The 20,598-nt window shown below is 37.3% G+C and carries 18 protein-coding genes; 5 read left to right on the forward strand and 13 right to left on the reverse strand.

Features of this window, described 5'->3' with window-relative positions:
- The first annotated feature begins 259 nt into the window (after positions 1 to 259).
- Complete coding sequence (locus IGL90_RS10360; protein WP_002356498.1) at positions 260 to 1,219, forward strand: diacylglycerol/lipid kinase family protein; 960 nt, start codon at positions 260 to 262, stop codon at positions 1,217 to 1,219.
- Between the two features lie 66 nt (positions 1,220 to 1,285).
- Here IGL90_RS10360 and recD2 read toward each other — a convergent pair whose 3' ends face one another.
- From recD2 to IGL90_RS10380, 4 genes are all read right to left on the reverse strand, one after another.
- The gene (gene recD2 / locus IGL90_RS10365) at positions 1,286 to 3,895 is read right to left on the reverse strand and encodes an SF1B family DNA helicase RecD2 (protein ID WP_048737920.1); all 2,610 of its coding nucleotides are present in this window, start codon (positions 3,893 to 3,895) and stop codon (positions 1,286 to 1,288) included.
- Between the two features lie 26 nt (positions 3,896 to 3,921).
- Positions 3,922 to 4,566 (reverse strand): histidine phosphatase family protein, encoded by a 645-nt coding sequence (locus tag IGL90_RS10370; protein WP_002362550.1) that lies wholly within the window; start codon positions 4,564 to 4,566, stop codon positions 3,922 to 3,924.
- 216 nt (positions 4,567 to 4,782) lie between these two features.
- Positions 4,783 to 5,289 carry a tRNA (uridine(34)/cytosine(34)/5-carboxymethylaminomethyluridine(34)-2'-O)-methyltransferase TrmL gene (gene trmL / locus IGL90_RS10375; protein ID WP_002356493.1) on the reverse strand — a complete coding sequence of 169 codons (507 nt, stop codon included), beginning with the start codon at positions 5,287 to 5,289 and terminating at the stop codon, positions 4,783 to 4,785.
- Between the two features lie 312 nt (positions 5,290 to 5,601).
- A complete protein-coding gene (locus IGL90_RS10380; protein WP_002356491.1) occupies positions 5,602 to 6,447 on the reverse strand; it encodes a methyltransferase domain-containing protein in 846 nt (281 codons plus the stop codon).
- 129 nt (positions 6,448 to 6,576) lie between these two features.
- On the opposite strand from IGL90_RS10380, the gene cutC reads away from it, so the two are divergent.
- Positions 6,577 to 7,206 carry a copper homeostasis protein CutC gene (gene cutC, locus IGL90_RS10385; protein ID WP_002356490.1) on the forward strand — a complete coding sequence of 210 codons (630 nt, stop codon included), beginning with the start codon at positions 6,577 to 6,579 and terminating at the stop codon, positions 7,204 to 7,206.
- Between the two features lie 117 nt (positions 7,207 to 7,323).
- Here the strand turns inward: cutC and mgtE are convergent, their stop codons facing one another.
- Genes mgtE through IGL90_RS10405 form a run of 4 tightly spaced genes read right to left on the reverse strand, consistent with a single transcriptional unit; the run spans position 7,324 to position 11,101 of the window.
- Positions 7,324 to 8,685, reverse strand: a complete 1,362-nt coding sequence (gene mgtE, locus IGL90_RS10390) for a magnesium transporter (RefSeq protein WP_002362548.1) — start codon at positions 8,683 to 8,685, stop codon at positions 7,324 to 7,326.
- 30 nt (positions 8,686 to 8,715) lie between these two features.
- On the reverse strand, positions 8,716 to 9,609 hold the full coding sequence (locus IGL90_RS10395) for an RluA family pseudouridine synthase (RefSeq protein WP_002356487.1): 894 nt from the start codon (positions 9,607 to 9,609) through the stop codon (positions 8,716 to 8,718).
- A gap of 7 nt (positions 9,610 to 9,616) precedes the next feature.
- A complete protein-coding gene (locus IGL90_RS10400) occupies positions 9,617 to 10,414 on the reverse strand; it encodes an NAD kinase (protein ID WP_002356486.1) in 798 nt (265 codons plus the stop codon).
- 12 nt (positions 10,415 to 10,426) lie between these two features.
- On the reverse strand, positions 10,427 to 11,101 hold the full coding sequence (locus IGL90_RS10405) for a GTP pyrophosphokinase (protein WP_002356484.1): 675 nt from the start codon (positions 11,099 to 11,101) through the stop codon (positions 10,427 to 10,429).
- A 196-nt stretch (positions 11,102 to 11,297) separates the two neighbouring features.
- On the opposite strand from IGL90_RS10405, the gene IGL90_RS10410 reads away from it, so the two are divergent.
- A complete protein-coding gene (locus IGL90_RS10410; protein ID WP_048737918.1) occupies positions 11,298 to 11,876 on the forward strand; it encodes a CYTH domain-containing protein in 579 nt (192 codons plus the stop codon).
- Between the two features lie 63 nt (positions 11,877 to 11,939).
- Positions 11,940 to 12,599 (forward strand): ClpXP adapter SpxH family protein, encoded by a 660-nt coding sequence (locus IGL90_RS10415; RefSeq protein WP_002356482.1) that lies wholly within the window; start codon positions 11,940 to 11,942, stop codon positions 12,597 to 12,599.
- A gap of 94 nt (positions 12,600 to 12,693) precedes the next feature.
- Here IGL90_RS10415 and pepF read toward each other — a convergent pair whose 3' ends face one another.
- The 4 genes from pepF to spxA all read right to left on the reverse strand — a co-directional run bounded on the left by pepF (position 12,694) and on the right by spxA (position 17,222).
- The gene (gene pepF / locus IGL90_RS10420) at positions 12,694 to 14,505 is read right to left on the reverse strand and encodes an oligoendopeptidase F (RefSeq protein ID WP_048737916.1); all 1,812 of its coding nucleotides are present in this window, start codon (positions 14,503 to 14,505) and stop codon (positions 12,694 to 12,696) included.
- Between the two features lie 47 nt (positions 14,506 to 14,552).
- Complete coding sequence (locus IGL90_RS10425; RefSeq protein WP_048737914.1) at positions 14,553 to 15,731, reverse strand: competence protein CoiA; 1,179 nt, start codon at positions 15,729 to 15,731, stop codon at positions 14,553 to 14,555.
- Positions 15,732 to 15,818: 87 nt separating this feature from the next.
- The gene (locus IGL90_RS10430) at positions 15,819 to 16,481 is read right to left on the reverse strand and encodes an adaptor protein MecA (RefSeq protein WP_048737912.1); all 663 of its coding nucleotides are present in this window, start codon (positions 16,479 to 16,481) and stop codon (positions 15,819 to 15,821) included.
- Positions 16,482 to 16,823: 342 nt separating this feature from the next.
- The gene (spxA, locus tag IGL90_RS10435) at positions 16,824 to 17,222 is read right to left on the reverse strand and encodes a transcriptional regulator SpxA (protein ID WP_002356477.1); all 399 of its coding nucleotides are present in this window, start codon (positions 17,220 to 17,222) and stop codon (positions 16,824 to 16,826) included.
- 359 nt (positions 17,223 to 17,581) lie between these two features.
- On the opposite strand from spxA, the gene trpS reads away from it, so the two are divergent.
- On the forward strand, positions 17,582 to 18,592 hold the full coding sequence (gene trpS, locus IGL90_RS10440) for a tryptophan--tRNA ligase (RefSeq protein ID WP_002356476.1): 1,011 nt from the start codon (positions 17,582 to 17,584) through the stop codon (positions 18,590 to 18,592).
- Positions 18,593 to 18,633: 41 nt separating this feature from the next.
- On the opposite strand, the gene IGL90_RS10445 is transcribed toward trpS, so the two are convergent.
- Positions 18,634 to 20,349 carry an ABC transporter ATP-binding protein gene (locus IGL90_RS10445; protein ID WP_048737910.1) on the reverse strand — a complete coding sequence of 572 codons (1,716 nt, stop codon included), beginning with the start codon at positions 20,347 to 20,349 and terminating at the stop codon, positions 18,634 to 18,636.
- Between the last annotated feature and the right edge of the window lie 249 nt (positions 20,350 to 20,598).

Raw genomic sequence — 20,598 nt, forward strand, 5'->3', positions numbered from 1 at the left:
TTTTCCTTCTTTCTCCGAGTTTTTTTACAAGGGATGGTTGATGAACCTTGGTTACAATTGCAACAGTTCACATTCTAATATGGAACGTCAAAATAGTCAATGAAAGCCCTGTTTTACTTTGCACTTATTTGCAGTTTTCACCTCTCATGCATTATTTCGTGCCTTTTTCTAGTCATTTTTTACTTTTTTAAGCAATCTTTATTCGCAGAAGTTCCTCCCTCTGGTATAATGGACAATAGCGATTCAAAGGAGGAGCTCAATGAACATTCACTACTATCTTATTATCAACGAGCAGGCAAGTAGCGGCAATGGCCGAAAAGTCGCTAGAAAAGTGATTCAACAACTCAAGCAACAAGAACTTAAATATACGGCTCTTTACACTGATTACGCTGGACATGAAAAAGAATTGACGAAGGAACTTGCAGAAACAACTTTACTTCCTTGGTCTGAAGACTTAGACGTTTCAACTTTTCCAATCCTAGTCGTGCTAGGCGGCGATGGCACACTACATAATGTCATTAATTCATTACTTCCATATGATTCAGCTATTCCTTTAAGCTATATTCCATGCGGCTCTGGAAATGATTTTGCACGAGGGGTGGGATTATCAAGGAATATTGATAAAGCATTGCATCAAATCCTGCGCACCAGACGACCAAAAGAAATTCAAACGATTCATTATGTAGAAGCCAACCAAGAAGAAATCGGCTTAGCCACCAATAATGTTGGCTTAGGATTAGATGCGGCAATCGTGGAAAAAACCAACGAATCGTCATCAAAAAAAGCCTTAAATAAATTTAAGCTTGGCTCGCTTTCCTATATTTCTTCAATCATTCATGTCTTTTTTAAACAAAAAGGCTTTCCAATTTTAGTTGAAATGAATGGTAAACAATACACATTTAATCGTGCTTTCCTATGTACGGTCACAAATCATCCTTATTTTGGCGGGGGCGTATCAATTATGCCGACGGCCAATCCTCGCAAAGCAGTCGTGGACTTAGTTGTCGTGGAACGAATCAATATTTTTAAAATTTTGTGGCTTATTTTCCTATTGCTTCGTCAAAAACAAGGGAAATCTAAGCATTTTCATCATTTTCAATCAAGCAAAATTCGAATTGTTTCGACGATTCCACAAACCATTCACGCAGATGGCGAGATTTTAGGCAAACGAAGTATTGATATGGTTTATACCACACAAAAACGTTTGTTTTGGTTTTAACTGAGTCCCTTAAGGTTGAAAAAGAGTGCCATAAGTCAAAACGACTTATGGCACTCTTTCCTTTTCTCACATAAATTGATAAGGCGTCGTATCCTTCATTCCAATCATTGGATCAACAGCATTTGTTTGAATAATTTCGACTGTTAGTCGTGGTTCTTTTGGTAATGGTTCTTCGACAACTTTTGTCGCTTTCTTTGCTGTTTCTGGGGTTGACTCTTCCCCTTCATCAGCAAATAGTGAAACTTCTTGTACCGTTGTGTCAACTAATTGCTCGTCTGTTTCTTTGATCTGATTGGCTTTCGTTGATTGCTGTTCAGTTTCATAAGAGACAGCTTTTGTTTCCTTTTCAGTAAATGGATGGTCTGCCGTTAAACCTTCTTCATAGGCTTCTAACTGAGTTCTAGTCGTTAAGGTCATTTGTTCTGCGTTCACGATTCGTTCTTTTAGCATCGTCATGCGACTAGCCGATTCGTTTTTGACACATGTTTCAAAAGCAGAAACCTCACCTAGTAGAATTAATAATTCTTTACTACGTGTCACTGCTGTATACAGCAAATTTCGTTGCAGCATTCGGCTATACTGATGAACCATTGGCAGTAACACCATGCGGAATTCACTACCTTGCGCTTTATGAATCGAACAACAATACGATAGCGTAATTTTATTCCATTCATTTCTTTTATACGTTACTTCATTATTATCAAACTGTAAAACCAACTCGTCCACTTTGTCCTCTGAGTCTTTGGCTAAAGTAATTCCGACGATTTCTCCCATATCTCCATTGAACACATTTAATTCTGGCGTATTGACTAGTTGCAAAACTTTGTCCCCGATCCGATAGACGGTGTCATTCCATTTGACTTCTTTTTTCTTCCCCTCATTTGGATTGAAGATTTCTTGCATCATCTTATTCAAGGCATCAATGCCAGCTGCGCCACGATACATTGGCGCTAAAACTTGGATATCTTGTGGCGTAAACCCTTTTGCTTTTGCCTTTGTGACGATTTGTCGAATGTATTCTTCAATATGACCAATATCACTTGCAAAGAACGAGCGATCCTTTTGATTTTTTTGAAAATCAGCAGGCAACTTTCCTTCTTTAATTTCATGGGCAAGAGGAATAATACTTGAACCGTCTCCTTGACGATAAATTTCGTTTAGCTCACATTTGGGAATTTCGTTAATTTGCAATAAGTCATGTAAGACTTGACCTGGACCGACAGACGGTAGCTGATCCTTATCACCAACAAAAATCACTTGCATGTTTGTCGGAATAGCTTTTAATAACGTATTGGCTAACCAAGTATCCACCATTGACATTTCATCTACAATTAGCAAACCACCTTCTAATTCTTTGGCGGTTAAACTCGGATTTTTTTCACGACCTGTCAAGCCTAACAAACGATGGATGGTACTTGCAGGTAAACCTGTCGTTTCGTTCATACGTTTCGCTGCTCGCCCAGTTGGCGCCGCTAGCAAGATTGGAAACATCTCCTGCGTATAGTCTTTGAGATCTAATGAAAGACCATTTAGTTCCGCAAACAACGAGACAATCCCATTAATAACAGTTGTTTTCCCTGTTCCGGGCCCTCCAGTTAAAATAAATAACGGCGATTTAATCGCTTCTTCAATCGCTGCTTGTTGCGAGTCGCCATACTGAATATTTAAACGTTTCTCAATCATTCGGATATTTTTTTGGACTTCTTCTTCCTCATAATGAATTTCTTTTTTACGAGAAAGTAAACGCTGAATCGAAGTACCAATGCCCCATTCAGAAAAATAGAGACTGTTCTCAAAAAGTTTAGTCTCTTCTTGTTGGATTTTTCCATGTTCGACTAACGTAATGATTTCATTGGCCACTTGATCAGGTGAGATTTCCACTGGGCGACTTGCTTCCAAGGTCCGAATTGCTTCTTCTAATAAAACATCTGCTTGAACATACGTATTGCCTGAGCGAATGGAGTGTTCAAACACTTCATGTAAAATCGCCGCTCGAATTCGAACAGCAGAATCCGCCTGAATGCCGATTTGTTCAGCAATATTGTCCGCTCGTTTAAATCCGACTCCCTCAATATCTTCAACTAACTGATAAGGATTTTCTTGAATCACAGAAAGGGTTTCTTCTTGATAGGTTTGATAAATTGAAAAAGCTAACTGACTACCGAAGCCGTATCGATTTAGTCCCACAATCACTTGCTCCATCCCGTGATTCAAGCGAATTGTTTCGACGATTACTTGACGTTTTTTTTCATTTAAAACAGTAACTTCTTCCAAAACACTCGGGTCATCAATAATTCGGTCAATCGCACTTTCCCCTAATACTTCAACAATTTTTTCAGCAGTTCGTTTACCAATGCCAGGAAATTTGTCACTTGATAAATAGTTAACCACCCCACTAGCCGAAGTCGGTCTTTCTTGCTGATAACTATCCACCTGAAACTGTCTGCCATAACGAGGATGGTCCACAAAATGACCAAAGAAACGGTAGGGTTCCTCTTCTTGAACTTGGCCAAAACTACCAGTTACTACAATTTCTTTTTCTAAATAATCTGTATTTGTATCGGTCACATTTACAAGAACGACTTTATAAAAATTACTGGGATTTTCAAAAAAGATTGCTTGTACAGTTCCAACAATAAAGGCTTTTTCTTCGTCCTCACCAAAAAGTGTTACCACTACAAGCCCTCCTTTCTGTTGTGTGCTTATTGTGCTTTTTCTTTAGCTAAAAAAGACGTATCATTCCATAACGTTAAGTCGTACGGCATGTTCCTTGATGCCTCTTTGGTTTCAAGGATTGAGAGGCTATTGTTTAACAGCCCGCCCATTGTCCGTAATTCTGATAATGGTTTACCAGCCATCGCTTGGATTGCCGCCGTCAGCGCTGCTCCGTGTCCGACAAATAGAACTGGACCTTCGTGCTGTTTCGCCGCTTCAGCAACTGTTTCTGAAATCCGTTGAATCGCTTGCTCGATTGGTTCACCATCAAAAATTGTTGGATCATACAAATCTAAACGATGCCGTAAATGATCTAATTCTTCTCCATAAAAATTACGCATTTCTTCAATATATTGTCCTTCTAGACGACCTAAACCTAATTCTTTTAAGGTATCTGTATAAACAATTTCAACTGGATGAGTCAATTCTTGTTGAATTCCCCGCGCAGTATTTTTGGCACGTAATAGCGGACTAGAATAAATTTTTTCAAACGGAATATCTTGTAAATATTGGCCTAATTGTTTAATTTCGTCATAACTAGTTGGTAATAACGGCGAATCTCCTGTCATTCCTTGAAATCGTTTCTGTTGATTCCATTCAGTTTTTCCATGTCGTGTAAAATATAATTTCATGTAACTTCTCCAAACTTCTTTATCTCTTCATATGTCTTTCTAGTTTATCACTTCCCTGCGAAAATATCCATGGAAGTTTCTAGTAATCCAAGCAAAATAAGCCTAGAACAAAAATCTAAATTGTTTTTTGTTCTAGGCTTGGAAATTGGGCAACAGTAAAAATAAAACCACTTTCTTCTGACATTTTTGAAAAAAGCGCTGCTGTTTTAACTTTTTTTAATCCAATTTATCATTTTCATAATGATGCGTCAGTTCTAAGTTCGGAAAATTTTGCTGACGTAAGGCTTCATAAACAATTAGTGCGGCAGTGTTAGAAAGATTCAGTGAGCGCACATGTTCATCATTCATAGGAATTCGGATACACTTTTCTTCGTTTTCTCGCATAAACGTTTCTGGTAAGCCCGTTGTTTCTTTTCCAAAAAGGAAATAATGGTCCTCGCCATCATTATAATTGACCTCGCTGTATGTTTGGTGAGCAAATTTGGTTACTAAATGCAAGTGTTTTCCTGCCACATGGGCTAAAAAGGCAGCCAAATCTTTATGATACGTAATATTTACATCATTCCAATAATCTAATCCGGCACGTTTTAAGTGTTTATCATCTGTTGAAAATCCTAAAGGTTCAATTAAATGCAACGGTGTATTCGTCGCTGCACATGTCCGTGCAATATTTCCAGTATTTGCTGGAATTTGTGGTTCAAATAAAACAATATGGTTCGTCAACTATCTTCAGCTCCTCAAATATCAATCGTGTTCATTTTAGCATAAATTCAAAATAAATAGCGCCCACAATACTTATTTTCAAAAAAAAACCGCATGACGCGATGATGTCAGGCGGCAGCTATTCTAACCAATAAAAAAAACGTACCGTCTCGGTGTCTAGCACGGCGAGTCGTTACGTTAGTGAAGGTCTCTTCACTAACTTTTATCAGAACAGGACCCTGATAAAAACCAATGAAAAAACAACTTGTAAGTAATATAACACCAATGTCACTTTATTGCAAGACTTTTTTAGGATTTTCTTCACAAAAAAGTCTATCTTTTACGACCTACTAACAAGCGGACGTCAATCGTGACTTTTTCCAATGGTCGCTGTTGTAGCTCGGCTTTAACTTCTTGAGAAACTTGCCACTCTAATGGCGACATTTCTAATAAATCCAACCGTCTTTCCTCGGAAATGTCAAAGCAATAAGTTATTCGTTCATCTACTTCCACAGCTAATTCCTCGGCAAAACGTTGGACTACTTTTTGATTGGAATAACTTTGTTTCTTTTCGTCATTGGGATAAAAAGCCGCTCGTAATTCCTTTAAGTAATTCTCTTCAGGAATAATTTTAATCACAGTCCCGTCAGCTTTTAGTACTCGCCGAAATTCTTGATAATGTGAAGGAGAAAAAATATTCAAAATCGTATCAAGCCCTTCATTCGCAAATGGCAAATTCGTTAAATCCGCCACACACCAAAACGCATCAATTGGCTGATTACTTGCTAAATAGATTCCTTCCTTTGATAAATCAAACCCGATTTTCAGTCCAGATAAGCCTGCTTGACTTAACTCAGCTAGAAAACTCCCTTCACCACAACCAACATCGACTACTGTTTTATTTTGAGGAAGATAGTGCATAATTTTGTTTAAAACAGGCGCGTACATGCCACTTTGAATCATTTTTCCTCGAGAAGTAAACATTTTTTTATTATATTCTGTCTGAACGCTATGATTTAGAAAGTATAGCGTGCCTTTCTTGGATAAATCAAATTGATGCCTCTGTTGACAAATCAGACCAACCCCTTCTAAATGCATTGGTTCATGACAAGTTGGACAGCGAAAAACGGCTGCTTCTTTTTTTAATAATTGTTGTGCTCGTTCAATTTTCTTTAACATTTAAAACTCCTTACGTTCATCAAATGAACATTTTCTCTTATAAAAAGTTGCACTCTTTTTTTCAGGGCTATGGTAGTAAGCAGAATTATGGTACAATGCCTGTGAAGAAAAAGCAAGGAGCGATAAGAAATGATTAAAGAATTCTGTGCCGAAAATTTCACTAAGATTCCCCAAGCCATTCAAAAAGGTGCGAATCGCATCGAATTATGCGATAACTTAGCCGTGGGTGGAACGACGCCAAGTACTGGTGTTATTGAAGAAGTCTTAGCATACGCTGGCGAACATTCTGTACCAGTGATGACAATCATTCGTCCTCGTGGCGGCAATTTTGTCTATAATGATATTGAATTAAAAATTATGCATACCGATTTAATCGAAGCAAAGAAATTAGGAACCGACGGCATTGTTATTGGCTGTTTAACTGAGGACGGTTGGTTAGATGAAGAAGCTTTGGACTTATTCATTGAAACGGCTGAAGGCTTGCAAATCACTTTCCATATGGCTTTTGATGCCTTGTCGAAAGAAAATCAATTTAAGGCGATCGACTGGTTAGCTGAGCGTGGTGTGACGCGTATTTTAACTCATGGCGGGCCAGCTGGTACCCCTATCGAAGACAACTTTGATCATTTAAAAGAATTAATTGTCTACGCAGATCAACGGATTCTTATTTTACCAGGTGGCGGTATTTCCACAGAAAACGTTCAAACTGTGATGGACACTTTAAAAGTCACAGAAGTCCATGGCACAAAAATTGTTTAATTTCTTGTATCTAAAAAAGTGAGGTAGCCGTCGTATTAACGGCTACCTCACTTTTTTGATTTCAAGCAAACCAACGAATCCTTTTACCTCAGTCTCATGATAAATAAGTGCAATTTTTTAAACAAAATAACGCATAAACATGCTGGCAATATTGAAATAAATTAATACACTGGTTAAATCACTTAAGGTAGTAATAAACGGGCCACTGGCAACTGCTGGATCAAACCCTAATTTATCCATTAACATTGGGATTAAACTCCCTGCTAAATTCGCCACAGTAATTGCACAGAGCATTGCCATCCCAATCACAAATCCAAGCGGAAGATTATGTTGCCACACGCCAACCACAATCATAATGGTTAAACCTGTCACAGCCCCCGTCACTAGTCCCGTGAGTACTTCACTTAAGATTAAGCGACCAAAATTACTATCCTTTTCATCTTTCATAGCCAAACGGCGTACCGCGACCGCCAATGATTGTGTCCCGGCATTGCCGGCTGTTCCGGTAATTAAAGAAATAAAAACGGCTAAAATACTCGCTTCGCTAACTAACGACTCATAATTACTGATTAACGAGGCCGTAGACATCCCTAAAAACAATAGCGTAATTAACCAAGGTAATCGTTTAGAAGCGGCTTTTAAAGGGTTCTCACTAACTTCTTCAACGTCGACCCCGGCTAAACCAGAGTAGTCGCTAGCGGCTTCATCATCGATAACATCAATAATATCATCAACTGTTACAATCCCCAACAAATGATCATCATAATCTGTAACTGGCACAGCTAAGAAGTCATAGTCACGAATTGTTTGCGCGACATCTTCTTGGTCATCGCCAACATGAACTGAAATAACCCGTTCATTCAAAATATCAGCAATCAAGGTATCATCATCATTAACAATTAAATCCCGCAACGAAATAACGCCGACTAAATGATTTTCTTGGTCGACTACGTAAACGTAATAGATTGTTTCCGCCATGTCCGCTTGATTCTTTAAGACGTACATCGCAGAACGCACTGTTTGATTCGCCACAATCGAAACAAATTCGGTGGTCATAATCGCCCCAGCAGTTTCATCTTCGTAATGAAGTAACTCTTTAATTTCGCCTGCTTCTTCACTACTTAACAAACTAAGATATTTCGCCTTTTGACTCTTATCTAACATATTTAGTAAATCCACCGCATTATCGGTATACATCTCAGCTAACATATCTGCTGCATAACTTGGGCGCATTTCAGCTAAATAATCTTTCATATTCTCATTATCTTCTTCGATAACATCAAACATATCCGCTAGTTCTTTCGGAGATAGGTAATTGTATAAATGTTGTCGGTCTTTTTCATCTAACGATTGGTAAAATTGTCCTTGTTCATAAATGTGTAACGCTAAAAATAGCTCACGAAATTCGTTCATTTGTTGATTTTTTAGCGTTTCTAAAAGAAGGGCAAATTGCTCTTCCATTTCTTGGCCTTCATTCATCTTACACTTTCCCCTCCTGCCTCTTTATTATTATAACGTATCATCTACACTTTTCATATCCTCCGCTAGTGGGGAAATCAGATGAACCGTTTCTTTGGTAAAAGGATGAGTAAAAATTAGTTCCATGCAATGCAACGCTTGCCGCTCAATTCCTTGATCCATCTTTCCATGATACATCTCATCCCCTAACAATGAACAGCCAATTGCTTCAAAATGTACCCGAATTTGATGTGTTCGTCCTGTATGGAGCTGAATGCGCACAGCTGCTGCTTGGGCTCCTCTTTTTGCGAGCCAATATTCTGTACTAGCAAATTGACCTGTTTCGATAACTTGGCGTTTTAATAAAGAGGACAAGTCGCGCCCAATTGGCTTTTCAATCAATTGATGCTCGCTTAACTGCTCAATCGCTCCACCAACAAGGGCATAATAAATTTTTGTCACTTTTTTTTCTCGTAATTCTTGGTCAATTAAAGCATGAGCAAAGCCGTGTTTCGCAAATAACATCAGCCCAGAAGTATCTCGATCTAAACGAGTCACGACATGAATAACTTGATTCACGTAATTTTGACGCTTGTAATAGCCCTTAACACGATTCGCCATCGTTCCTGAAGGATGATACTGAGCAGGTATCGAGGCAATGCCAGCAGGCTTATTAACTACTAAAAAATGATCATCTTCAAACACAATTTCAATCGGTTCATCATCTGTTAATAATGTCTCATGTTCCGCTTCATCTGGAATCGTCATTTTAACGACATCGCCAGTTTGTAAAGGATAGATGGCATTTTGAACGGTCCCATTCACTTGAATTTTACCACCCTGAAATTTCACCTTAGCTAATAACCCTTTTGAAACGCCTTGTTCCTTTAAAAAATATTTCACTTGTTGTGTTGTTTCTTTGTCGTATGTCCATTGAAATTCCATCGTTTAATTAATCCTCACCAATAAAGGCATCTTTCACTCGATGCCAAAAATGCATGTGCCGATAAGAGGCAAAATGAATCCGTTCGTCTGCAATTCGATAGCAGACGGAAGCGATATTTTCTTGATAAATATCTAATTGGTCCACCGTGACAAAATAATCATCACTTTCCTGTAATTTAATCTCCAGCCACTCCGTATGTGCGATTACAATCGGTGACCCCAATGTTCGAAAGACACGATTGTTTAAGGAGGCGATTTCGGTTAACTGAAACGCATTAATGCTAGGATGCAAAACAGCTCCACCAATACTTTTATTATACGCAGTAGAGCCGGTTGGGGTCGAAATCGACAACCCATCACCACGAAATCGTTCAAACAGTTCGTCTTTAATAAACACATCGCCCACCATCGTCCGGTTTCCTCGTTTAATTGTTGATTCATTTAATGCTAAAAAATGTTTATCTGGTTTCCCATCTCTAAACCGAATCCGCACATCTAATAATGGATAACTCGTACTTTTTTCACGATGAATACACAAACTCTCAACTAGTTCTTTTAATTCATAATCACGCCAATCTGTATAGAAACCCAAGTGTCCGGTATGTACACCTAAGAAACTTACTTCGTTTAACAGATGATTAAATCGATGAAAAGCGGAAAGAAGCGTACCATCTCCGCCGACTGAAATCACAAGTTCAGGTTGACGATTGTCTATTTGAATTTGGTTTTGCTCTAATAGTGTTGTCAGTTGTTTTGTGACTTGTTTCGATTTTTCTTCCGAGTTATGAACAATCGCCACTTTCATAAGCAGACTCCTTTACTGATTTTCTGGTGTTTCGTTTTTAATTTGCTTATAGTATTCGTTTTCTAGCAATCCACGGCCATGAGAGAAGTAATGTTGTGCTTCTTGAATTTCTTCACGAATAGATGACATTTCTTCATCTAATAAATAGGCTGCCTCTGCCGCTCGCTGAAGGCGTTCTTTCATTTCTTCAGGAAAGACACCTTGATATTTATAATTCAAAGAATGTTCAATCGTTGCCCAAAAATTCATGGAGAGTGTCCGAATTTGGATTTCGGCCAAAATAATCTTTTCCCCGGTGACTAATTGCACAGGATATTCCACTACCACATGGTACGAACGATAGCCACTTTCTTTTTTATTTTCAATGTAGTCCCGTTCTTCCACAATTTTTAAGTCTTTACGATTTCTTAAAAGTGCGACTACCTGGTAAATGTCTTCCACAAATTGGCACATAATCCGCAAACCAGCAATGTCTTGCATTTCCTCTTCAATCCGATTTAAAGGAATATGCCGAATAGCCGTCTTTGTCAAAATACTATCTACTGGTTTCACACGTCCTGTAACGAATTCAATTGGTATGTGTTTATCTTGCTCCCGAAATTGTTTACGAATACCTCGTAGTTTTACTTTTAATTCGCTGACCGCCTGTTCATATGGCGCTAAAAACAGCTCCCACTCTCGTTCCATGGTAGATCCCTCAATTTCCTTGAATTTCATTCACTGATTATTTTACCACAGTCCTCCCTAAAATAGGGTGTTATTCGCTATTTGATTTCCAAACGCCTTTCATTAGAAAAATTTTTCACAGAGAAGACCACTTTTCTTGACGGAAACCTATATAATATGTGAAAATTGGAGTGATTTAAGAAAGAGAGAGAACCCCATGAGTGAGCACTTAGAAATTGAATTTAAAACATTAGTTAGTCCGCAAGATTTCAAACGATTAATCGACCATTTTGCTATTCAAAAAACGGACTTTTTTACGCAAACAAATCATTATTTTGATACGGACGATTTTCAATTAAAAGCACAACGAATGGGCTTAAGAATTCGCGTATTAGCAGATCGTGGTGAGTTAACCTTAAAAGTTCCTGCGCCAGAAGGATTATTAGAAATCAATGACCCTTTATCGCTTGAGTCGGCGAACCACTTTATCAAAAGGAATCACCTCCCTACTGAGGGGGCTGTGGCGAAGAAATTACAAGAATTATGTATTGAAATCGCCTCGATCCATTTAATTGGTTCATTAAAAACAGCACGTGCAGAAAAACAAATTCCTCAAGGACTACTTGCGTTAGACGAAAGTTGGTATAACCAACAGCACGATTTTGAATTAGAGTTAGAAGTTACTGAAGCTGAAAGCGGCAAGCAAGCGTTTCAAACATTAATGGCTGATTTGAACATTCCCATTACGCTTGCACCTAACAAGATTCAACGCATGATGCGGACCACTGCCCCTTAGTATTCGAAGCACTGACGTTCTGGCACCTGTATTTGAAAAAGCATGGCATTGGAGGAAGTATGAATGGTTGAAATTTATTTGTTCGTCAATCCTTTAGGCGGCGTCTGTTTAGAAATTGAAAAAGAAATTATACAATTGTCTGTTAACGACAAGAAGAAAATACAATTGCGCTTTATCCCTTTATTAAACATGAAAACGATCAATGAATTTTTGAGTCGTCAACATATTCCGATTAATGACATTAAACGACGGAATCGAATTTTTGAAGATTTATACTCAGCCGCTCTTGACTATAAAGCAGCACAGTTACAAGGCCGAAAAAAAGGCCGACAATTGTTGATTGGCTTACAAAAAGCAGTAGCTGAAGACGGTCTAGCTTACTCTCCTGAGTTATCAGAAGAACTACTTCTAGCGGCCGGCGGGGATATTGATATGTATCGTAAAGACCGACAATCCGATTTTGTCAAAGAATCTTTCCAAACCGACCAAAAAGTTGCTCGAGAAATGGGGATTAAACAACATCCTACCGCAGTCGTTTACAACTATACTTGCGAGAACGATTTCGGCATTTTAGTCGAAAATTTTGAAAACATGGATGAAATTAAACAACTTTGTCGTGTCCATCCACATAACGAACCGTTGCTGGACCAAGGTGACGCAACCTTTGAATTTAAACGTCGCTCCAATTATCATTTTCCAAATGGACATTTACATTTATTATAAAAAAGATGCTGCGAGAAAAGCGGTTAACTGATTATCTTAAGAGTTAAAAAGTGGGCTATAAGTCATTTCGACTTATAGCCCACTTTTTTTTTGTCTATAATTTTTCAACCAAAGCTTCTAATTCCGTTAAACGTTCTTCAAAAACTTTCATTGCATCTTCGATATACGCGGCTTGTGTCATATCCACGCCCGCTTTTTTCATCACTTCAATTGGGAAGTCACTACTTCCTGCTTTCAAGTAGTTAAGGTACTTCTCTAAAGCTCCTTCTTCTCCAGCTAAAATATGTTTAGACAATGCCGAAGCGGCTGAGAAGCCAGTTGCATATTGATAAACATAGTAATTGTAATAAAAATGTGGAATTCTCGCCCATTCGTAACTGATTTCTTCGTCTCTAACTACTTCTGGTCCATAATATTTAGCATTGAGCTCGCCATAATACTCACTCAAATATTCACTCGTTAATGGCGTGCCTTTAGCATCTTCCGTGTGAATAAAATGTTCAAATTCCGCAAATTGCGTTTGACGGAAAATGGTTCCCTTAAAGCCGTCTAAATAGTGATTTAAGACATACGCACGTACTTTAGGATCTGTTTCTGTTTGTAATAAATATTCTGTTAAAATATTTTCATTTGTGGTTGAAGCAATCTCAGCTAAGAAAATTGAATAGTCGCCATAAACATACGGCTGATTATTTCTTGTATAGTAACTATGAACACTATGGCCCATCTCATGAACTAATGTAAATAGTTGATCCAAACTATCATGCCAATTCATTAAAATGTATGGGGCTGTGTCATAAGCTCCTGAAGAATATGCGCCACTTCGTTTTCCTTGATTTTCAATCACATCAATCCAACGACTTGAAAAAGCTTCTTTAACAATAGATAAATAGTCTTCACCTAGTGGTTTTAAAGCCTCAATTGCTTTTTCTTTTGCTTCTTCATAGCTGTAACGAATTGGTGCTTCACCTAGCAAAGGCGCATACAAGTCGTACATGTGTAATTCTTCTACGTTTAATAATTTTTTTCTTAATTTTACATAACGATGTAGCAAAGGTAAATGTTTATTTACTATAGCTACTAATGTTTCGTGAACACTTTCAGGGATATGATTACTTGCTAAAGAGGCTGCCCGAGCAGAATCATAATTTCTAATTTTTGCTTTATAATTATGCGTTTTAACATGTGCACCTAAAGTTGAGGCTAATGTATTTCTAAATTGTTTGTACACTTTGTACAACCCTTTAAATGCTGCTTCACGAACAGATGGATCGACACTTTCCATTAATTGACCATAAACGCCATGAGAAAGTTGAATCGTTTCGCCTTCAGCATTTTGCACAGTTGGAAATTCTAAGTCTGCATTATTTAAAATTGAAAATGTATTACTTGAGGCACCAAAAATTTCACTAGCCCCCGCCAGTAAAGCTTCTTGTTCCATCGATAAAACATGGGGACGTTCATCTAAAATATTTTGAATATAGTGACGATAAACAGCTAATTTCGGCTGCTCTTCAAAATATCCCCAGATTTGTTCATCACTTAATGTTAAAACCTCTGGGTCAAACCAAGAAACAGCTTCACTAACTTGTGCATATAAAGAACTAGCTCTGGCATATAAAGCTTGGTAAGCTGTATTTGTAGTGTCTTGATCATTTTTTAAATGAGAATAGACATATAATGTTTCCACTTTTCTATAGACATCTAAAACGTATTCTAACGCAGCTAGAAAAGCTTCTGCACCATTCCCTAAGGTACCTTTAAATGATTCTGCTTGATTTAGCTCTTCTGTCAACTGATTATACGCAACATCAAAAGCAGCATCATCTTTAAAAATTTTGGTTAAATCCCAAGTCAATGGAGTTGGAACTTCATCACGTGTTGGTAATTGTTTAATTTCGCTCATAGTTTACTCTCCTTTAAGAAACGTTTTACTCATTATACTATCATAATTTAACACGTGTGACTAAAAAAATGTTGTTTTTTCACTTTTTTTAGCCAATGAATGAGCTTTTCAGGATCTTCTCTTAGGAAAATACTAGTTATTAGGTACTTATTGTTTACTTTAATTAACACATAACATTCTTGTAACCATCTCAGTAAGTTATTTCCCACAATTTTAAAAAGCTTTTTTAAGCCAATATTCGGCAGTGGCTGCCAAACAAAGTTCCCTTCTTCCAAAAAAATAGCTTCCAAGATACGCCATAGTTCCTGTTTGGTCACTAAACACCCTTCTTTGGTTTTTAGTGCTTCCCAAACAAGCATTTTTAAATGAATATCTTCTTCAGAAGAAGGTAATAGCTTCAATCCAGGATAGTAAAACCAAGGAGGTAACTGGAGAAGGTGACAACCTTTCGTATATAAAAAGCTCTGTGTTCTAAGCAACTGAGCATTTCTGTAACCAAGTTGTTGCGTCAATTTTTGATAATAATCATGCATCAATTGACCAGTATGCCGTCTATCTGGCAGTAAATTTAAATTAGCGGTCGGTAGTCGGAAGATTTCTAGTAATTTTTTTTCGTAAAAATCCCATGATTGTTTTCTTCTATAAAATTGTTGACATTGACTCTCTTCAATATGACAAAGTAACTCTATTCGTTCTTGCTTCTTATTGGCCGTCCATAAATAAAATCCCAAGGACTCCGAAAAGTAAAGGAATTGTTTCGTTAATTGCGTGAGCTTGTCTTTAGGCACTAATCGTTCACCTAAAATCCAAACAACTTGATAGCCATGAGCTTGATAAGTCTCCGTCCGTTCCACCAAACGTTTAATCGGCAATGGACTACATTGAATTTCAATGGCTATCTTCCCAATGAGTAAATCTGGGCGTTGCTTCAAGGTGGGTAAGTATGCCTCAACTTGAAAGGACAGCTTTTCGCGTAAACACTTTTCCGCAAAAAGCTGCTTCAAGCGGAGGTGTTCTTCTGTTTCAGCTTCTGCTTCGTACCAACAACTATTCTTTTTACGATGAGCAAAATGGGGTATTTTAATGGGGCCTGCCTTCAAAATGACCGATTGATGACACATTGGACACACAAAAGCTTGTTCGCTTCGTATCTGTGTTAATTCATCAATCGAGCAATCGATTAAAGAAAATAATTCTTGGTTGTCTGCCGTTAAAGCTGTTAACATGATTTTCACCTCTCATAAATAAACTACGCAAAGTTTCTTAATTTTCATCAAAAAAAAGCAAAAACTCGAAAGTTTTTGCTTTTTTGCTTAATCATTAAAGTAATAACGTGTTAATTCCAATGCACTGCGTTCCATAATACAAGTGCCATATTCGACTAAAGTATCCTGAGTGACAGTTGTTTTATGAGCAAATTCTAAAATCTGTGCAATTTCATTGTCAACATTTGTTTTTTCTAATTCATCGGTTAAGAACAAAACTTGTAAGTAATAACGATCGTTGTACGTGTATAAGTTAGTCAAAACAGATTGCATGAAGACTTCTTTGGATAATTGGATCATCGCTTCAAAATTATCTAATTCAAAGATTACATTTCTGTTTGTTTCATCTGTGACTTCCATCTCGTCAAGTTCATCGGCGGCTGCTTTGTCTGCTTCAATTTGTTTGCGAATTAATTCGCTAACATCTGCATTGACTTCGCTCAGACCTTCTAAGGAAGACAAGTCGTCCATAGCGACATTTTTACTAATAAACAGTTCTAAGCCATCATTTTTAGGCAAGACTTGGAAAGTGACTGCTTCACTACCTTGGAATTCATCTTCGACATCAACTTCTTCTAAAATACTATAAAAGAAATTTTCAACATCTTTGTGGTTTCCTAGTAAGTCAAGAAAAGTAATCCCTCTATCCGCCAGGTCTTCGTTGCCAATTAACACACGAATCGTATTTTCATTAATATGTTCCATTTCCATAGCGCTACACCTCTCTTTGCTTCAATCAGGAAACTTCTTACGTTCATTGTAGCGAAAACTACACAAAAGTAAAGTGGAAAGTCTGTAAATCCTCGAAAACTAGCGAACGTTTTATAAACTTTGAACTTTTTTAACGATTGGTTTTTCGCTCCTTCTACCTCTTCATCTTAACGCAGTCTCTCCAAAAAAGATACTATTTTTCCTTGACCACGTTCTGCCAAATCAAATGAATACAAGTTCTAAATATGTATTAAAAAGCCAGAGATAAAAATCCCTGGCCCTAAATTCATATGAATCGTTCTTTATTACAATTAACAAATAAAGAACAAAATTTTATATTTTTTATAAACCTGCCATTAATTGTGCTTGGCGCAATTCCAGTTGTCGAACATCTCTTGGTAAGAATCGGCGAATTTCATCTTCGTTAAAACCGACTTGTAATCTTTTCTCATCAATCATAATTGGCCGACGCAACAATCCAGGGTTTTCTTGAACCAACTCTAATAAATCTTGAAGTGGAAGCTCGTCCAAATCCATATTTAATTTTTGGAAAACTTTAGAGCGAGTAGAGATAATCTCTTCTGTTCCATCTTCTGTCATGATTAAAATTGCTTTTAATTCCTCAATATTTAAAGGTTCAGAAAAAATATTTCTTTCTTTAAAAGGAATTTCGTGCTCTTGCAACCAGGCTCTAGCCTTACGACATGACGTGCAACTTGGGGAAGTATAAAGTGTCAACATTGTGCATCACTCCTTTTCGCGAATCATCGCGTTTCTGAAACAGGGAACTGTACTGTTCCTCTATTTAAAACCAGTATACCTAATTTCTAATAAAAATACTAGGGGTTTTTAAACATTTTTTATTAACTTTGTTTATTTTCCCTTCATTACATCCGTGTAAAATTAGGGTTAATTTTTATGAAATTTTATGGATATTCGTTATGATTCTGTAAAAAAGTAATACAGTTTTCTATTTTTATGGTTGCTGTTATAATTTACTTCTCTTGGTGATTTTTCAAGAAGTTCCCATGTATTTTTTTCTAATAAAATGTATAATAGAACTATTCACTATCTTAAGTCTAAAGTCAGGTGGTTATTTAATGAAAACAATTTTTTCTGGTATTCAGCCCAGTGGTACTCCGACAATCGGAAATTACATTGGTGCGATGAAACAATTTATCGAATTACAAAATGAATACAATTGTTATTTTTGTATTGTGGATGAACATGCCATTACCGTTCCCCAAGAACCGCAAAAGCTACGCCAGCAAATTCGTAGCTTAGCAGCTCTTTACCTAGCGGTTGGTTTAGACCCACAAAAAGCAACAATTTTCATACAGTCTGAAGTGAGTGCCCATGCAGAAGCTGGTTGGATCATTCAGTGCAATACTTCTATTGGTGAGTTAGAACGAATGACACAATTTAAAGATAAATCGCAAAAAAATGGTCGTGCTGGCGTAAGCGCTGGTCTTTTAACATACCCTCCATTAATGGTTGGTGATATCGTGTTGTACAACGCTGACTTAGTGCCAGTTGGAGATGATCAAAAACAACATTTAGAATTAACACGTGATTTTGTGGAACGCTTCAACAAACGTTACGCCCAAAAAAATCAAGAAATTTTAACGATGCCTGAAGTAAAAATCGCTGAGCAAGGTAGTCGAATTATGAGCTTACAGGAACCAACGAAAAAGATGAGTAAGTCCGATACAAATGTGAAGGGCTTTATTTCAATGCTTGATGAGCCAGCAGTGATTCGCAAAAAAATCCGCTCTGCCGTAACTGATTCAACTGGTGTAATTGAATATAATAAAGAAGAAAAGCCTGGCATTACTAACTTACTAAATATTTATTCTGCTGCGACAGGTCAAACTGTTGAGGAACTTGTTCAAGCATACGAAGGCAAAGGCTATGGAGACTTCAAAGCAGATTTAGCAGAAGCAGTAGTTGCCTTATTAGAACCTATTCAAGTGCGCTACCAAGAGCTTCTAGCTTCAGAAGAATTAGATATGATTTTAGATGAGGGCGCAGAAAACGCTCGCCTGGTAGCCAACAAAACACTTCAACGAATGAAAAATGCTGTTGGTTTGGGAAGAAAAGTTCGGCGCTAACCAAACATAATAAAAACCCGCGAAGTTTTATTCGCGGGTTTTTATGTTCTAAATTGAGCATCGTACAGCCGACGATAGTGGCCTCTTTGCGCGTACAAAGTTTCATGTGTTCCATCTTCTAAAATTCCTTGGTCACTCACTACGATTATTCGATCAGCATGTTTAATCGTTGCCAGTCTGTGGGCAATAATTAATGTTGTTCGCCCATCAGCTAACGAGTTTAATGACTCTTGAATCACTTGCTCTGTTTCTGTATCTAATGCAGAAGTCGCTTCATCTAGGATTAAAATCGGCGGGTTCTTCAAGAACATTCGCGCAATTGCCACTCGCTGCTTTTGACCGCCCGATAATTTCACGCCACGTTCGCCAATAATTGTGTCCAAGCCATCTGGCATTAGCTGAAATACATGTTCTAAATGTGCTAATTTCACCGCTTGTTGAATGTCTATTTCTGTAGCATTTAAATTCCCATAAGCAATATTTTCTCGTAATGTTCCAGGGAATAAAAACATATCTTGTTGAACAATTCCAATTTGCTTACGTAATGAAGCCAAGGTCATTTGCTGGATATTTCTACCGTCAATCGTAATTTCACCACTACTCACTTCATAAAAACGAGGCAACAGATTGCACAAGGTCGTTTTTCCTGAACCACTTTGTCCAACGAAAGCAACGGTTTCACCAGGTTGAATTTTTAAATTGATATGGTCTAAAACTTTTGTGCCATCTTCATAAGCAAATGAAACATCTTTATAGGCAATCGTTCCTTCTAAATGCGAAACAGCAACAGCTCCTGGCAAATCTTTGATGGACGGTTGTTTGTCCATTTCTTCCGTAAAACGTTTAAAACCAGCAAATCCTTTGGGATAACTTTCAATCATATTGTTGACTTTTTCAATCGGCCGAATAAAAATATTGGCTAATAAAATAAATCCTACAAACTGACCTTCTGTAATTTCTCCTTTAATTGTATAATACGCACCAAAAATTAATGAAAATAAATTTATCAAACGAATTAATAAGTAATTATAGGCGGAACTGACACCCATCACCTTATAAAAATATAATTTCGATTTTCGATACATTTGATTTAAATAATTAAACTGTTTTCGTTCAAATGGTTCATTTGCAAAAGATTGCGTGACACGTATCCCACTTACTGACGCTTCAATCCCAGCATTAAATTCACCTAAATTATCGTAAATATCCGTATTCGCTTTTGTCATTTTTTTATTAAAATAGCCTAGCGCAATCGTGATAAATGGCAATAAAATAAACGTAGCGATGGCTAATTTCACGTGAATGGTTAACATTAATAAAAAAGAACCTGCTAACGTCATAATCGTAATAAAGACGTCTTCTGGACCATGATGCGCCACTTCCGAAATTTCAAAAAGATCAGTGGTCAAACGGCTCATTAATTTCCCTGTTTTTTGATTATCATAATACTCAAACGGTTGTGTTTGAAGATGTTGATATAATTCTTCACGCATATCTGTTTCAATATTCACGCCTAACATATGACCAAAATAAACCACAATAAATTGTAAAAACGTATTGATTATATAAAATGCAAATAAGCCCGCACTAGCTAATGCAATGAGGCGAAAATCTCCTTTTGGCATAATCTTATCAATTACTTGGTTGACTGCTACTGGAAAAGCCAACTCTAACAGCCCCGCAAAAACGGCACACCCAAAATCCAAAATAAATAATCGACGATACGGCCGATAATACCCAAAAAAACGCTTTAACATAACTCCTTAACTCTCCCCCTTCATTCTCATTCATTATACGGAAAAAGACTGTCTCTTGCAAAATTCTAACTTCTATCAGAACACGTGTTATTTAAGTAACTTTGACTCAAAATCATTTTCACAAACTTTTCATTTATCGTTTCCATTTTTTCGGTAAAAATAACTATAATTGTCTTTTCCCGCAAGGCTTTGATTTCTGTACAAAACCTTGAAATACAGTGAAAAATACTCTATTTATTTGTGAAAATA

This window comes from Enterococcus sp. DIV1307a (assembly GCF_050537425.1).
Lineage (GTDB): Bacteria > Bacillota > Bacilli > Lactobacillales > Enterococcaceae > Enterococcus > Enterococcus faecalis.